General features: G+C 66.4%; 14 protein-coding genes, 1 tRNA gene and 1 other RNA gene. 11 read left to right on the forward strand and 5 right to left on the reverse strand.

Features of this window, described 5'->3' with window-relative positions; all coding sequences use genetic code 11:
• The first annotated feature begins 17 nt into the window (after nucleotides 1-17).
• Nucleotides 18-923 carry a Nif3-like dinuclear metal center hexameric protein gene (locus tag AHIS1636_RS14960; RefSeq protein ID WP_264796629.1) on the forward strand — a complete coding sequence of 302 codons (906 nt, stop codon included), beginning with the start codon at nucleotides 18-20 and terminating at the stop codon, nucleotides 921-923.
• Between the two features lie 72 nt (nucleotides 924-995).
• Entirely contained in the window at nucleotides 996-1,733 is a 738-nt protein-coding gene (locus tag AHIS1636_RS14965) for a zinc ribbon domain-containing protein (protein WP_264796630.1), read from the forward strand.
• On the opposite strand, the gene AHIS1636_RS14970 is transcribed toward AHIS1636_RS14965, so the two are convergent.
• The gene (locus AHIS1636_RS14970; protein ID WP_264796631.1) at nucleotides 1,734-3,503 is read right to left on the reverse strand and encodes an accessory Sec system protein Asp2; all 1,770 of its coding nucleotides are present in this window, start codon (nucleotides 3,501-3,503) and stop codon (nucleotides 1,734-1,736) included.
• A gap of 4 nt (nucleotides 3,504-3,507) precedes the next feature.
• On the reverse strand, nucleotides 3,508-4,272 hold the full coding sequence (locus AHIS1636_RS14975) for a YaaA family protein (protein ID WP_264796632.1): 765 nt from the start codon (nucleotides 4,270-4,272) through the stop codon (nucleotides 3,508-3,510).
• A 93-nt stretch (nucleotides 4,273-4,365) separates the two neighbouring features.
• Here AHIS1636_RS14975 and rnpB point away from each other — a divergent pair.
• The 3 genes from rnpB to AHIS1636_RS14990 all read left to right on the forward strand — a co-directional run bounded on the left by rnpB (nucleotide 4,366) and on the right by AHIS1636_RS14990 (nucleotide 6,771).
• Nucleotides 4,366-4,751: RNase P RNA component class A (rnpB, locus tag AHIS1636_RS14980), an RNA gene on the forward strand.
• A 225-nt stretch (nucleotides 4,752-4,976) separates the two neighbouring features.
• Nucleotides 4,977-6,452 carry a glyceraldehyde-3-phosphate dehydrogenase gene (locus AHIS1636_RS14985; RefSeq protein WP_262104974.1) on the forward strand — a complete coding sequence of 492 codons (1,476 nt, stop codon included), beginning with the start codon at nucleotides 4,977-4,979 and terminating at the stop codon, nucleotides 6,450-6,452.
• A gap of 112 nt (nucleotides 6,453-6,564) precedes the next feature.
• Nucleotides 6,565-6,771: a hypothetical protein gene (locus AHIS1636_RS14990; protein ID WP_264796633.1), complete on the forward strand. Its 207-nt coding sequence runs from the start codon at nucleotides 6,565-6,567 to the stop codon at nucleotides 6,769-6,771.
• A 27-nt stretch (nucleotides 6,772-6,798) separates the two neighbouring features.
• Here AHIS1636_RS14990 and def read toward each other — a convergent pair whose 3' ends face one another.
• The 3 genes from def to orn all read right to left on the reverse strand — a co-directional run bounded on the left by def (nucleotide 6,799) and on the right by orn (nucleotide 8,324).
• Nucleotides 6,799-7,371, reverse strand: a complete 573-nt coding sequence (def, locus tag AHIS1636_RS14995) for a peptide deformylase (protein ID WP_264796634.1) — start codon at nucleotides 7,369-7,371, stop codon at nucleotides 6,799-6,801.
• A 96-nt stretch (nucleotides 7,372-7,467) separates the two neighbouring features.
• Nucleotides 7,468-7,543 (reverse strand) — tRNA-His (locus AHIS1636_RS15000).
• 166 nt (nucleotides 7,544-7,709) lie between these two features.
• The gene (orn, locus tag AHIS1636_RS15005; RefSeq protein ID WP_264796635.1) at nucleotides 7,710-8,324 is read right to left on the reverse strand and encodes an oligoribonuclease; all 615 of its coding nucleotides are present in this window, start codon (nucleotides 8,322-8,324) and stop codon (nucleotides 7,710-7,712) included.
• Between the two features lie 241 nt (nucleotides 8,325-8,565).
• Here orn and mptB point away from each other — a divergent pair, with 241 nt between their 5' ends.
• The 6 genes from mptB to AHIS1636_RS15035 all read left to right on the forward strand — a co-directional run bounded on the left by mptB (nucleotide 8,566) and on the right by AHIS1636_RS15035 (nucleotide 14,170).
• Entirely contained in the window at nucleotides 8,566-10,095 is a 1,530-nt protein-coding gene (mptB, locus tag AHIS1636_RS15010) for a polyprenol phosphomannose-dependent alpha 1,6 mannosyltransferase MptB (protein WP_264796636.1), read from the forward strand.
• Nucleotides 10,096-10,167: 72 nt separating this feature from the next.
• A complete protein-coding gene (locus AHIS1636_RS15015; protein WP_264796637.1) occupies nucleotides 10,168-10,602 on the forward strand; it encodes a DUF3224 domain-containing protein in 435 nt (144 codons plus the stop codon).
• Nucleotides 10,603-10,655: 53 nt separating this feature from the next.
• Nucleotides 10,656-11,504: an ABC transporter permease gene (locus tag AHIS1636_RS15020; protein ID WP_264796638.1), complete on the forward strand. Its 849-nt coding sequence runs from the start codon at nucleotides 10,656-10,658 to the stop codon at nucleotides 11,502-11,504.
• On the forward strand, nucleotides 11,488-12,276 hold the full coding sequence (locus AHIS1636_RS15025; RefSeq protein ID WP_264796639.1) for an ABC transporter ATP-binding protein: 789 nt from the start codon (nucleotides 11,488-11,490) through the stop codon (nucleotides 12,274-12,276). The genes AHIS1636_RS15020 and AHIS1636_RS15025 overlap by 17 nt, the downstream gene beginning before the upstream one ends.
• 56 nt (nucleotides 12,277-12,332) lie before the next feature.
• Nucleotides 12,333-13,349 carry a glycosyltransferase family 2 protein gene (locus tag AHIS1636_RS15030; protein ID WP_373875858.1) on the forward strand — a complete coding sequence of 339 codons (1,017 nt, stop codon included), beginning with the start codon at nucleotides 12,333-12,335 and terminating at the stop codon, nucleotides 13,347-13,349.
• On the forward strand, nucleotides 13,346-14,170 hold the full coding sequence (locus AHIS1636_RS15035; RefSeq protein WP_264796641.1) for a CDP-alcohol phosphatidyltransferase family protein: 825 nt from the start codon (nucleotides 13,346-13,348) through the stop codon (nucleotides 14,168-14,170). The genes AHIS1636_RS15030 and AHIS1636_RS15035 overlap by 4 nt, the downstream gene beginning before the upstream one ends.
• Nucleotides 14,171-14,177: the final 7 nt, after the last annotated feature.

The raw sequence follows: 14,177 nt of genomic DNA on the forward strand, positions 1-14,177 counted from the left end.
TGGGGTAGAAAAGGATCATGAACGACGACGATCAAGCGCAGAATGCCGCGGATGCCCCGGAGCCTGCCGCCGAAGAGCAGCCGGGCGGCACGCCCGTGCTGGGGGATGTGCTGCTCGCAATTGAAGAGCTGTGGCCCCAGTCGCTGTCCGAGCCGTGGGATGCTGTGGGGCCCGTGGTCGGCCGGACGGGGGCCGAGGTCAAGCGGGTCCTCTTCGCCGTCGATCCGACGGCGGAAGTCATCGACGAGGCGCTGGCCTGGCAGGCGGACCTGCTGGTCACGCACCATCCGCTGCTGCTCAAGCCGGTCAATTCCGTGGCGGCATCGCATTTCAAGGGGGAGGCGGTGCACCGGCTGATCGAGGGCGGCTGCGCCCTGGTGACGGTGCACACGAACGGAGACAGCGCCGTCGGAGGCGTCTCGGATGTGCTGGCAGACGCCATGGGGCTCCAGGGCGTCAAGCCGCTGGTGCCGGCGGAGAAGGGGCTGCCGGAAGAAGGCATCGGCCGGGTCGGCGAGCTGTCGGAAGCGACGACGCTGGGCGACTTCGCCGCCGTCGTTTTCGGCATGCTCCCGGCGGTTGCCGGGGGAGTGAAGGTAGCAGGGGACCGCAACGGGGTGGTCCGCACGGTCGCCGTCTGCGGAGGTGCGGGGGATTCCCTGTTCGACGCCGTCCGCGCCGCGCAGGCCGATGTGTACGTCACGGCGGACCTGCGCCACCACCCGGCGTCGGAGGCGCGCGAGGGAGCAGTGGAGGGGCGGCCGTACCTGATCGATGTCTCGCACTTCGGCAGCGAATGGCTTTGGCTGACCCCTGCCGCCGAGGCACTCGACAACGTGCTGCGCGACCAGGGGTACGACGTCGAGGTCAATGTCAGCGGGATCAACACCGACCCTTGGGACTTCATCCTCACACCGGGCTGAGCCGACGGGGCGAGGCGATAGGCTAGGACAATGCCGGCCGAGAGGGCACGGTTCGCATTCGGAAGGAAATCCATGGCCAAGGCACCAGCATCCGAGCAGCTGAGGCTGCTTGACCTTCAGGCACTGGACAGCAAGTTGACCCAGCTGGACCGGCGCGCTGCCGCGGTTTCGGCCAACGCGGACATCGCGGCGCTGAAGGAAAAGCTCGCCGCCGCGGACTCCGGGCTCGTGGCCATCAACACCGAAGCCAGCGACACGGCCATGCAGCTCAAGCGGGCCGAGACCGACGTCGAAGTGGTCCAGGCCCGTATTGATCGCGACCAGCAGCGGCTGGACAGCGGCGCCGGCTCGCCCAAGGACCTCTCCGCGCTGCAGAACGAGCTGGTGTCGCTGAACAAGCGCCGTTCGGACCTCGAGGACGTGGAGCTGGAAGTCATGGAGCGCCTGGAGGCCGTAAGGGTTCGCCAGGCCGAACACCAGCAATCGAACGATGCCCTCGCGCAGGAACTCGTGGCGCTGGAGAAGACCCGCGATGACGAGCTGGCCGGCATCGCCGCGGAACGCAAGGACGTCGAGGCTGCCCGCGCGGAGCTGGCTGCTACTTTCGAAGCCCCGCTGCTCGCGGTCTACGAGAAGACCCGCGCCCATCGCGGGATCGGGGCCGCGCGGCTGTTCCACGGCAAGTCCGAGGGTTCCGGCATGCAGCTGAGCCCGGGAGACCTGAACGAGATCCGCGGAGCGGCGGCGGACGAAATCGTGTTCTGCCCGGATTCAGGCTGCATCCTCGTGCGTTCGGCCGACTGGAGCTAGTCAGGCATCCCGCCCGCTCGGAGTTTTTCCCCGCACCCGGTCCGCCCGGCGCTTCACCGCGCGGAGGAGCCTCCGGGCGCGGGCCCGGTTGGAAACGGGCGGACGGGGGCCGAGCAGGGAAGCCTTCAGGCTCCCGTCCGGTGCCGCCTCTAGCCTGACCCGCCGGCCCGTGGCCATCGTGTGGATGGCCCCGCCGGCGCTGAGCGAGACATGGGCTTCGTAGAGGCCTGGCTCCAGGCCCGCCAGGGTCACCCCGGCGAAGCGGGGCGTGGCGAAGCGGGCATGGGTGTGGCTCTTCGGGCCGTCGCCGAAATAGTCGGCGGGCTCGGTGACCCGGGCACCGGCCAGCGGCACGGACCAGATGCTGGTTGCGGAGGCCAGCACGAGGTAATAGCGGCCGGATTCCCAGCCGGTCATCGACGTGCCCCGGACAGCGAAGGTGCCGTCGAAATGGATCCGGTCCCCGCGCGCCCACTGGCTCTTGATGTCGAACACGGCCTGATGCGGCGCATTTCCGAGGATCGGGCGCTTGCGCAGCACGGTGCCTTTGCTGTCGGACGCGAAGGTGATGAGGTCGCCGCCGTCGTTGCTTTCCGTCACCGTCCGTGTGGTGGAGACACAGGCGGCGGTCTGCTCGGCTGATTCCGCGGTGAGCGCCAGCGAGGCCTCGTAGTCGCCGCGGGGCAGGCCGGAGAGGTCAAGTCCGTCGTGCGGTGCCCGGAACTTGCCGAAGCGGTAGTCGCAGAAGAAGTCCTCGTAGTGCGTCTGGTAGATGCCGCGGTCCTGGACCTGGACCAGCGGGAATTCGTGCCGCCCCTGCCTGCCTTGCAGGACCAGGGACGTTCCCAAGGCTCCAGGCCGGTCCGCTGCATGGCCGCGCAGGAATGCCACTCCCTGCGGGAAGAACTTCGGGCCGGCCAGCCTGCCGTCCCGAAGGTCCACGACGGCCGCCGAGGAGCTCCGCTGCTTCCGCAGGCCGGCCGCCGCTGTTTCCGGGTCCTGCCGGTAGCCGTTGCGCACTTCACCGTACCTGGGCGCGACATTCTCGCCGAGGGCGTACAGTACGGAAAGCAGCAGCGGCATGTTGTAGCGGGTGACGTCCGAGTGCTCGTTGACGAGGTCGGAATCCGTCTCGATGTAGTTGAAGTTGGAGTATCGCCGCAGCAAGGGGAGCGCTGGTTCCACCTGCTCCGCGTGGAACTGGTCCTGCACCGCGCTGAACACATAGATATTCCGGTCGCGGCGGGCGTCCCCGGCGACCGCATCGGGCAGCAGGCTGTCGAGCAGTTGCCGCTCTTCACCGCTGCCGGTGCGGGTCAGGTGGCGGTGGATGACCGGACGGTGCTTGGCCGTGTGGCTGCCGACGTAGATCTGGGGAGCGCTGGCCACAATGTTCGGGAAGTCGTACTTGATGCCGAAATAGAGCGCGGCGAACCCGCCCTTCGAAAAGCCGACCAGCGTGCAGTCGTCGTGGCCAAGCCCCAGCCGCTCCAGTTCGCGGTCGATGGCGGCAATGACCGCTCGCTCGACGGAGAAGTCCAGGCCGTTGCAGAGGTAGTAGGAGTACTGGCCGCCGAAATCATCCTTCAGCCACAGCCAGTTCGCCTGGCTGTCCCGCGAACCGCGGCCGTCGAACTCGTAGCTGTCGATCGGGCGGATCCCGGCGAACATGACAATGAGATGCCGCCGGTCGAGTTTGGCGGGGCGGCTCTTGCAGTGGACCGTCACGCCTTCGTGGACCAGCGTGTGCTCGGTTTGTTCCCGCGCCATCCGCTCAGCCCTCCAGGATGATGCTCAGGGCGTGCGGCTTCCGTCCGGTGCCGGGGGTCAGTTCGGCCCGCCACTTCTCCTCCGCTGCCTTGAGCAGCGCCTCAGGTGTGGCCGGAGCCTTGCCGCGGCGGGTCAGGAGGTGCCGGGCGAGTTCTCCGCGGGTGTGCTTGGCGAAGTGCGAGACGACGGTGCGCTTGCCGGCGCGCTCCTGGACGACGTTGACCGCCACCGTGCTCTCCGCCGGCGGCGCCCAGGCGGCGGCGTAGCTGCTCGAACGGCAGTCGACAACCAGCTGCCCGTCTGCGCGGTCGTCCAGCGCCGCGGGCAGGTGCTTCTTCCAGTAACCGGCGAGCTTGCCCGTCTCGGGAAGCCCGACGGACATGGACAGCCGGTAGGCCGGAATGCGGTCGGCGAAGCCGATCGCACCCCAGAGCGCAGAGATCACGACGACGGCGGCGTCCGCCTTGCGCTTCTGCGCGGCGGTCATGCTGGCGTAGCCGAGCGCGTCGTACAGGACCCCCGAGTAGACGGTGTGCGCCGGTGCCGACGGTTCGGCCTCCAGGCGCCTGTTGCGCTCCACTTCTTCGGCCAGGGAAGCGCCCACGCCCAGGAGCGCCAGGGCTTCCGGATGGGAACTCGCATTGGCCAGCGCGGCGAGGACTTCCTGGCGCGGACCGTTCAGCTCGGCAAAGCTCAACTCGGCGAGTTCGAACGGAAGGCCCTTCTCAGCGGCCGTCTTTCCTTCGGAGGGTGGGAGCAGAATCAGCACCATAAGAGCTTACAGACCGGCAGCCGCGAATCCGGGTCCGCCTCTGCATCGATGTCGGGCCGGGACACGCGCGGCTGTATTGTGGGAGAAGGACAGGTTGGCTGGGCGATCGCGTTGGCTGCCCGCGGGCAGCTGCCGAGGAAAGTCCGGGCTCCGCAGGGCAGGGTGGTGGGTAACGCCCACTCGGGGAGACCCGCAGGCAAGTGCCACAGAAAACAGACCGCCAGGGCCGCTCGCGCGGCGCCTGGTAAGGGTGAAACGGCGGTGTAAGAGACCACCAGTGTCCCGGGTGACCGGGACAGCTAGGTAAACCCCACCCGGAGCAAGGCCAGACAGGGCACGTTCGAGGGCCGCCCGCCCGAGTGCCCGGGTAGGCCGCTTGAGGGCACCGGCAACGGTGCTCCTAGATGGATGATCGCTACCCTGCACGGGGAAACCGGTGCAGGTGACAGAACCCGGCTCACAGGCCAACCTGTCCCACCTTGTACGGCCGCTGTGAGTGACTTCACACGTAACCGATTCGTGGGTGTGACCGGATTCCCTAAAATGGAAGCGGGCAACACCCAACAGCACTGAGCCAGCCGAGGCGACTGTGTGTTCTGCGCGAAGAGCATTCGACTTCGCTGCGGGGTTTCGCCGCGGAATTCGCGGCGGGGTACAACCGGGATCGAGGAAGACCCCGGCTGATGTAGGAAGGTAACTCTGTGAACCAGAAGTCTGAAGCGGCCCTGGATACGTGGATCAACCGCGAAGCGCTCGCTGAAACGATGATTCCGCTGATTGGCCGTTTGTACCGCGAGAACAATGTGGTCACGTCCATCCATGGCCGCAGCCTGATCAACCAGTCCGTCGTGGGCATTCTCAAGGCCCACCGCTTCGCCCGCCAGATCGACGAGGTGGAGCTGCCGCTGGAAGAAACCTTCCCCGTGCTGCAGGCTCTGACCGAACTCGAGCTGGGCGCAGGCTCGGTCGACCTGGCCCGCCTGCTGGGCAAGTTCAAGGACGAAGGCGCAGGCCGCGACCTCAAGGAGTTCCTGCGCGGGGAACTCTCGGGAATCGTCGGCAAGCGCGGTGAAGACACCCGCACCAGCACCGACGTCGTGCTGTACGGCTTCGGCCGCATCGGCCGCCTGCTCGCCCGGATCCTGATCGGGCACTCCGGCGGCGGACACGGCCTGCGGCTGCGCGCTGTGGTGGTCCGCAAGGGCAGCGAGAACGACCTGGTCAAGCGCGCCAGCCTGCTGCGCCGCGACTCAGTCCATGGACCCTTCGAGGGCACCATCTCCGTGGACGAGGAAGCCAACACCATCCTCGCCAACGGCACCCTGATCCAGTTCATCTACTCCAACGATCCGTCCACGGTGGATTACACCCAGTACGGCATCGAGGACGCCATCGTCGTCGACAACACCGGCAAGTGGCGCGACGAGGCCGGGCTGTCCCAGCACCTGCAGTGCCCGGGTGTGTCCCGCGTTGTGCTCACGGCCCCGGGCAAGGGAAACCTGAAGAACATCGTCCACGGCGTGAACCATAAGGACATCACCGCCGAGGACAAGATCGTCTCGGCCGCATCCTGCACGACCAACGCGATCACCCCGGTCCTCAAGGCGCTCAACGACAAGTACGGCATCATTCATGGCCACGTCGAGACCGTGCACTCGTACACCAATGACCAGAACCTGATCGACAACTTCCACAAGGGTTCCCGCCGCGGCCGTTCGGCTGCGCTGAACATGGTCCTGACCGAGACCGGTGCCGCCAAGGCCGTGGCCAAGGCGCTGCCCGAGCTGGAGGGCAAGCTGACCGGCAATGCCATCCGCGTTCCCACCCCGGACGTGTCCATGGCCATCCTGAACCTCAACCTGGAGCAGGAAGCAACCAAGGACGAGCTCAACAGCTACCTGCGCGCGGTGTCGCTGGACTCCGACCTGCACAAGCAGATCGACTACATCGCATCGCCGGAGGTCGTCTCCACGGACTTCGTCGGATCGCGCCGCGCCGGCATCGTGGACGGGCTGGCGACCATCGCCAACGGCAAGAACGCCGTGCTCTACGTCTGGTACGACAACGAGTTCGGCTACAGCTGCCAGGTTATCCGCGTCCTGGAGGAAATCGCGGGGGTCCACCCGCAGCAGTTCCCCGTCGTCGCCAACGAGCCGCTCGCCGAGGCGATCGGCTGACCTGGCCCCGACTGGTCCGGCTGAAAGTGCCGGCCGCGCCCCCCTGTGGCGCGGCCGGCACTTTCGTTTGCGGCTATGGCTTTTGCCGCAGCCGTGTTCCTAGAATGTCCCCATGACTGAGACAGAGCTGACGCGTTGGGAAAAGGCCCAGGCCAACCACAAGGAAGCCGTCCGCCTGCTGGAGGACGCCAAGGCCGCGTTTGCCCGCGGCGAAGTTCCGCAGAAGCGCGTGGACGAGCTGACCAGGCTCAAGGACATCGCCACGGAGGATTACCTGCGCTGCGAAAAGGAGCACCGCTCCGGCTTCACGGACTACTGACGGCGGCAGGGCCGGCCGGCACGGAACTTAGTGGCCGAACGGATCGGGATCCACGCCCGGCATCCACGTCTGCCCGGGTATGCCCCAGCCGGCATTCTTGATGTGCTTGCGCGCCCGTTTGCCCCAGCGGCCGTCGAGGCGGTCGATATAGAGCTTGCCGTCCAGATGGTCGTATTCGTGCTGCATGACCCGCGCGAACCATCCGGTGGCCTCGAAGTCCAGCGGGTTCCCGTGTTCGTCGAAGCCGCGGACACGTACCCACTCCGCGCGCTTGAGCGGATAGGACAGCCCGGGCACCGACAGGCAGCCTTCGACTTCGTCGTCCGGATCCGGCTCGGCGCCGGACACCTTGCCGAGGGTGACCGAAGGATTGACGACGACGCCGCGTTCGGGAACGCCGTCGTCGTTCGCGTAGTGGTAGGTGTAGAGGCGGAGGCCGACGCCGATCTGCGGCGCGGCGAGGCCGACGCCGTGGGCCTCGTCCATCGTCTCGTACATGTCCCGGACGAGTTCGCGCAGTTCGTCGTTGAAGTCTTCCACGGCGGCAGCGCGGCGGTGCAGGACCGGTTCCCCGGTGATGGTGACGGGACGGATCGTCATGCTTCTCCTCATGTGGCACGGCCGGAAAAAGCGAAGAGCCGCCTGGAGATGTTCCATGCGGCTCTTGCCGGGTCGGCGTGGACGCCAAACCCTAAATGGGGTGAGTAACGGGGATTGAACCCGCGACCTCCTGGACCACAACCAGGCGCTCTGCCAGCTGAGCTATACCCACCATATGCCTCCTTGTTCCTCCCGGCAGACTCCACTCTAGCGGTTCCTGCCGGTCTTCAACCACAAAAGGCAACGCAGATTAGTCTACATGTCCGGCGGGGTGGTTTTAGCCAATTCGGGCGTTTTTGGCCCGATTTCCACTAAATGTGGCCCACCTAACATCGGTGCTACTCAACGGCGGAGGCGGAGACGGATGCGGCGATCTGCTTGGCCGCCGCCGAGTCGGGGCCGGGGGAGGGGACGAAGACGGCCTGCCGGTAGTAGCGCAGTTCGTTGATCGAATCCTTGATGTCGCCCAAGGCCCGGTGTCCGCCGCTCTTGGCCGGAGCCTGGAAGTAGGCTCGCGTGAACCACCGGCGGGAGAGTTCCTTGATCGTGGAGACATCGATGATGCGGTAGTGCAGGTGCTCGATGACGCGGGGCATGTCGCGGGCGAGGAAGTTGCGGTCGGTGCCTACGGAGTTGCCGGCGAGCTGGGCCTTGCGCGGTTCGGGGACCCATTTGGTGATGTACTCCATCACGCGGTCTTCCGCCTCGCTCATCGAAACGCCCGACGGAAGCTCGTCCAGCAGTTTCGAAGTGGTGTGCATCTGGCGGACGAAGTCGCCCATCTGCGCCAATGCCTCCTCGGCCGGCTTGACGATGACGTCGACGCCTTCGCCGAGGACATTGAGCTCCGAGTCGGTGACGAGGACGGCTACTTCGATCAGGGCGTCCTTTTCCAGGTCGAGCCCGGTCATTTCACAATCTATCCAGACAATATGTTCATTAGAGATAGGCACCGCTCCAATGTACCGCGTCGGCCCTCCGGCCAGTCGTTCCGGACCGCCCACGCGGCGGGCCCTGCCGGGGCGGCGATGGGTCCGAATGCTAGAATTCGCTGTTAGGCACCCCCGCGGCATGGGCCCGCGGCAGCCTCCTTGCCCGCCGTTCCCGGGGAACGCCGCCGCGCGGCGTGGCAACCGGCCCAGCAGTGTGCCGTGACTGACCTGACCGCCCGGATGGATTGGATATGGCGAGACCATGACAGCGAGCATGCCCGCTGCTGAAGCGACCGGCTCCGCCAAGGGGCGCGAAGGAGGCGGGCAGTCGGCGCGGAGCATCATCGAAGGCACTATCGGCTCCTTCCTGATGTTCTTCGGTTCGCTCGGGGTCGGCTGGCTGGCATCGATTTCCGAACTGCGCCGCTGGCCGCTGTTGATCTGGCTTCGGGTAGAACCGGCCGGCGTCGTCCTCTCCGTGGTGCTGCTGGCGCTCGGCGGCATGCTCCTGGTCCGTTCCTGGCTGCGCCTGGGCCAGCGCTTCACTGTGTGGGGCGCGGAGTCCCGCAGGGCGACCTACACCGCGATCATCGCGTGGGGGATTCCGCTGGCGTTCAGCATCCCGCTGTTCAGCCGGGATGTGTATGCCTATATCGCCCAGGGCAAGGTGATGGTCAACAACCTGAACCCCTATGTGGACGGGTACGACCAGCTCTCCAATTACCTGCAGACAGGGGCCGACGACCTTTGGGCGCAGAGCCCCACGCCCTACGGGCCGGTCTTCCTGTGGATGGAAGAGTTCGTCGTCTGGCTGACGGGCGGCCACCCCGAGTTCTCCATCATTCTGTTCCGCATCATTGCCCTGGCCGGGGCGGCCATGTGCGTCTACTACGGTCCGAAGCTGGCGGAACTGCACGGGATCAACCCGAACCGCGCGCTCTGGCTGGCCTGCGCCAATCCGCTCTTCCTGACCACCTTCATCGCCAGCGTGCATAACGACGCCCTGATGCTGGGGCTGGCCCTCGGCGGCCTGTACCTCGCTGCGGTGGGGAAGCCGCTGCGGGGCATCCTGCTCGTGACGCTCTCCGTCGGCATCAAGCCGATCACGCTGATCTTCCTGCCGTTCCTGGGGCTCCTCTGGGCCGGCAAGGGCGCCAGCTGGCCGCGCAAGTTCTTCTACTGGGCCGTGACCGCAGGCCTGTCGCTGGGAATCCTTGGCGTCCTCGGCGTGATCAACGGATTCGGGTTCGGCTGGGTCTCGGCCTTGAGCACCCCCGGGAGCATCTGGATCTGGTACGCCCCGATCGGCCTCCTCGGCGCGGCCCTGGGCGGCATGTTCGATGCCTTCTCCCTGGACGGGGAGACGGTGACCTGGCTGGTACATAAGACGGGCACGGCACTGTCGATCGCCGTCGTACTGTGGATGATGTTCCGCGGGAGGCACGAGCTGATCGTGCGCCGCCTGGCGCTGGCCATGGCAGCGGTGGTGCTGCTGGCACCGATCATCCAGGCCTGGTACGTGGTCTGGCTGCTGCCGCTGTTCGCGGCGACCGGCATCCGTAATGATTGGCAGGTGCGGACTGTGTACTCGGTCACATCGTTCCTGATGGTCTATGCCATCGCGGACCAGCTGGACATCTTCCCGTACATCGCGATCGACCTGAACGCGGCCCGGCTGCTGGCCGCGTTCGTGGCCGTTGCCTTCGCGGTCTACCTGATCTTTTTCGACCCCAGGACGCGCAGGCTTTTCCGGAAGGAATACCGGGACGCGGCCGACGACAGGCTGTTCTGACCCGCGGCAGGGCGGGCCGCGAGGCGGCCGCCTCCGAAGGCAGCGGCAGCAGAGAGTGGAGATACTGGAGCAATGACGACCGAACCCGAAGAAGTAATCGCCGCCGATTTCGACGTCACCGAGTGGGACCCCGAGCCCTACGAGATGGAGGGCTCCAATTCGGAACTGAGCAGGGTCCGGGTGACGAAGCTTTTTGACGGTTTGATCACAGGCACCAGCCGCGCAGAACTGCTGATGGCAGGGAATGGCCGCGGAGCAGGCTACGTGGGCTCGGAGGTTTTCACCGGTACCGTCGACGGCAGGTCCGGCTCCATGATCATCCAGCACTGGGGCCTCGCCGAGGGGGAAGTGGCGGTCAGCGACGGCCACATTATTCCCGGCTCCGGTACCGGGGAGCTGAAGGGGATTGTGGGCAAGGCGACCTACTCGCAGGACGCGGCCGGGCAGCACAGCCTCCAGCTGCGCATCTACTTCCGCACCGAGACGCCGACCGAGCTGCCCGGCTGATCCTCTAAACTCAGTACGTTACAAACCGATTGCTGTAAGGAAACACACCTGGCATGAGCCTTGTCGACTATGCGCACCGGAATCGACTCCACCGAGTCGGTGCCCGGCCGTCGCTGCCCCGCTACCTAGCCGATGCCTGGAGCCGCCGCGACTTCGCCATCGCCATGGCGAAGTACAAGATTGAAGCAGCGAACCAGCGCAACCGGCTGGGCATGCTGTGGATCTTCATCAAGCCCACGCTCAACGCCTTGATGTACGGCCTGATCTTCGGCGTCCTGCAGGGATCGAATCGTCCGGAGAACTTCCCGATGCACGTGGTGATCGGGGTGTTCCTGTTCGAGTTCTTTTCGACCTCGATGAACAACGGTGCCAAGTCGATCACCGGCAACGGGGCGCTGGTGCAGTCCCTGGCCTTCCCGAGGATCACCCTGCCGCTGTCTACCGTCATCCAGCAGCTGATGACCCTGGTTCCGATGCTCGGGGTCATGGTGGTCTACATCCTGATCCTGGGCGCACCGATCCGGGCGGAATGGCTGCTGATGATCCCGCTGGTGGCGATCTTCACCGTGTTCAACCTTGGCGTGGCCCTGATCGGTGCGCGGTTGACCGTGCACATCCGCGACCTGACGCAGCTGCTGCCGCTCGTCACGAGGATCCTCTTCTACACCTCCGGCGTGCTCTTTGCCATTGACCGCATCCTGGCGCCCTACCCTTGGGCGGTGGCCCTCTTCGATTTCCACCCGCTGCACGAAGTGCTGTCAATCGCCCGCGGGCTGCTGATGCCGGGCGGGGAATTCAATCCGATCTACTGGCTGTATTTCTCGGTGTGGGCGCTCGCGGTCTTTGTCGCCGGGGTCCTGTTCTTCTGGGCAGCCGAGGAGCGCTATGGCCGAGTCGACTAAAACCGGAGAAGAAGTGCTCAACGAAACCGCAGCGGACGGGCGGAAGCCGGTCGTCGTCGTCGACAGCCTGCATGTGAAGTACCAGGTGCACGCGGGCGGACGCCCGGTCAAGGGCACCGGACGCGCGCTGCTCAATCGCGCGGGCCGCGGCATCAGGACAGTGCACGCGCTGAAGGGCGTGTCCTTCACGGCTTACGAAAACGAATCCATCGGCATCATCGGGTCCAACGGCTCCGGCAAGTCCACTCTGATGCGTGCGCTGGTTGGACTGACTCCGCCGAGCGACGGCGCCGTCTACGCCTCGTCCCGGCCTAACCTGCTGGGCGTGGGCGCGGCCCTGATCCCCGACCTGTCGGGGGAGAAGAATATCCAGCTGGGCGGCCTTGCCCTGGGGTTCTCGAAGCAGGAGATCGGCCGCCTGCGCGACGACATCGTCGAGTTCGCCGAGCTCGAGGACTTCATCGACCTTCCGATGCGCACCTATTCCTCCGGCATGCAGGCGCGGCTGAAGTTCGCCATCGCCGCCTCCAAGCAGCACGAGATCCTGATCGTGGACGAAGCCCTGGCCGTAGGCGACCAGCGGTTCCGCCAGCGCAGCGAAGCAAGGATCCGGGAGATCCGCGAGAACGCGGGCACCGTCTTCCTCGTCTCGCACTCCATGAAGTCCGTCCTCGATACCTGCAGCCGGGTGATCTGGATCAACAAGGGCGAACTCATGATGGACGGCGATCCAAGGGAAGTCGTCGACGCGTACAAGGAAACCAAGAAGTAGTGCCCGACTCACCCACCCTGTCGCGCATCATCCAGCACCCCGGCGTCTCCTACGTCATGCCGATCCTCAATGAGGCCGAGCACATTGAAGCCGCCGTGCGCAGCATCCTCGACCAGGACTACGCCGGCCGGAAGGAGATCGTGCTCGCCCTCGGGCCGTCGACCGATGCCACCAATGAGGTGGTCGCCCGGATGGCGGCGGAGGAGCCGCGGCTGCACACGGTTGACAACCCGACGGGCCGGACACCGGCCGGGCTGAACCTGGCCATCCGTGCCTCGCAGTATCCGGTGGTGGTCCGAGTCGACGCCCACACCGAACTGGAGCCCGGGTACACCGAGCGGGGAGTGGCCACCCTGCTGCGCACCGGAGCGGCGGACGTGGGCGGGCTGATGGACGCCCAGGGCAAGACGCCCTTCCAGCGGGCCGTCGCCACGGCGTACGTCTCGCCGCTGGGCCTCGGCGGCGCCGCCTACCACAGCGGCGCGCCGGAAGGTCCGGCGGAATCTGCCTACCTGGGCATTTTCCGGCGCGAGGCGCTCGACGCGGTCGGCCACTTCGAGGAGAGTCTCTGGCGCGGCCAGGACTGGGACATGTGCCTCAGGCTCCGGAAGGCGGGCTACGCCGTGTGGTTCGATCCGGAGCTGAAGGTCAGGTACTGGCCGCGTGCCACCTGGACCAAGATGGTCCGGCAGTTCTATGCAGCCGGGATCTGGCGCGCCGAGCTGGCACGGCGCCACAAGGAAGGCAAGTCCGTCCGCCACTTCCTGCCGCCGCTGCTCGTCATCGGGCTGGCCGTAGGACTGGCCGCGGACGTCCTGCTGGCCGCCGGTGCCACCGCGGCCTGGCCCGCATGGCTTGCTGTGCTGCTCCTGCTGGCGGGCCTGGTCCCCGTGCTGTACGTGCTCGGGACCGTCTATGCGGCCGTGACCATCAAGGCGGACCTCACCCTTTCCGAACGGCTCCGGCTGCTGGCCGTCCTGCCCGGAATCCACGTCAGCTGGGGGCTGGGGTACCTGCGGGGCCGGATCTTCGGCGCGCACGGCACGGTGGACACGAGCAGGAGGAAATCATGAGCGGCCCGACCCGTCCGGCCCGCCCGACGCTGGAGCAGCTGCGCGAAGTGGCGCAGCCTCCGGAAGTGCGCAGCCGCAAGAACGCCGAGCACTGGACCGCGGAGCTCTACCTGCGCCACATCTCGATCTACCTGACCAGCGTCCTGGTCCGCACCGGCATTTCCGCCAACGGCGTCACCGGCCTGATGATCCTCTCCGGCTGGGCCATCTCGGCCGCACTGCTGATCCCCGGCATCTGGGGCCCGCTGCTGGCGGTCTTTTTCTCCCAGCTTCAGCTCTACTTTGACTGCAGTGACGGCGAGGTGGCGCGGTGGCGGGGGACACAGAGCCCGAAGGGGATCTTCCTCGACAAGATCGGCCACTACACCACCGAGGGGCTGATTCCGCTGGCGCTGGCCCTGCGGATCGTCCTGGACCTCGGCCTGCTCAATGCGGATCCGGCGGCCGCATACCTGCACCTGTTCCTCGGCGCCGTGCTGGCGCTGCTGATTGTGCTCAACAAAGCGCAGAACGAGATGGTCCACGCATCGCGCGCCCTGGCAGGATTGGGAAAACTGCCGGACACGGCCGAGGCGAAGGCGGTTCCGTCCGCCTCGTTCGTGGGCAGGCTGCGCCGCCTCGCCCGCTTCCTGCCCTTCCACCGCGTCCTGCACTCCGTCGAAATGAGCCTGCTGATCCTCGCTGCCGCGATCGTTTCGCTCGTGGCGGGCCAGGCCGAACTCGGCGAGCGGTGGCTGCTGTACGTCCTCGTGCCCGGCGTCCTGTTCGTAAACCTCGGCCATTTCGTGGCCATTATGGCCTCGCCCAGGCTGCGGAAGTGAGGCGGCA

It is taken from the genome of Arthrobacter mangrovi (assembly GCF_026011795.1).
In the GTDB taxonomy this organism is placed as follows: domain Bacteria; phylum Actinomycetota; class Actinomycetes; order Actinomycetales; family Micrococcaceae; genus Crystallibacter; species Crystallibacter mangrovi.

Excerpts from the sequence above, each read along its gene's own strand:
- AHIS1636_RS15020 (WP_264796638.1), top strand. The coding sequence starts at position 10,656 with ATGAGCCTTGTCGACTATGCGCACCGGAATCGACTCCACCGAGTCGGT.
- def (WP_264796634.1), bottom strand. The coding sequence starts at position 7,371 with ATGACGATCCGTCCCGTCACCATCACCGGGGAACCGGTCCTGCACCGC.
- AHIS1636_RS14965 (WP_264796630.1), top strand. The coding sequence starts at position 996 with ATGGCCAAGGCACCAGCATCCGAGCAGCTGAGGCTGCTTGACCTTCAG.
- AHIS1636_RS14960 (WP_264796629.1), top strand. The coding sequence starts at position 18 with ATGAACGACGACGATCAAGCGCAGAATGCCGCGGATGCCCCGGAGCCT.
- AHIS1636_RS15015 (WP_264796637.1), top strand. The coding sequence starts at position 10,168 with ATGACGACCGAACCCGAAGAAGTAATCGCCGCCGATTTCGACGTCACC.
- AHIS1636_RS15025 (WP_264796639.1), top strand. The coding sequence starts at position 11,488 with ATGGCCGAGTCGACTAAAACCGGAGAAGAAGTGCTCAACGAAACCGCA.
- AHIS1636_RS14970 (WP_264796631.1), bottom strand. The coding sequence starts at position 3,503 with ATGGCGCGGGAACAAACCGAGCACACGCTGGTCCACGAAGGCGTGACG.
- AHIS1636_RS14990 (WP_264796633.1), top strand. The coding sequence starts at position 6,565 with ATGACTGAGACAGAGCTGACGCGTTGGGAAAAGGCCCAGGCCAACCAC.
- mptB (WP_264796636.1), top strand. The coding sequence starts at position 8,566 with ATGACAGCGAGCATGCCCGCTGCTGAAGCGACCGGCTCCGCCAAGGGG.
- AHIS1636_RS15035 (WP_264796641.1), top strand. The coding sequence starts at position 13,346 with ATGAGCGGCCCGACCCGTCCGGCCCGCCCGACGCTGGAGCAGCTGCGC.
- AHIS1636_RS15030 (WP_373875858.1), top strand. The coding sequence starts at position 12,333 with ATGCCGATCCTCAATGAGGCCGAGCACATTGAAGCCGCCGTGCGCAGC.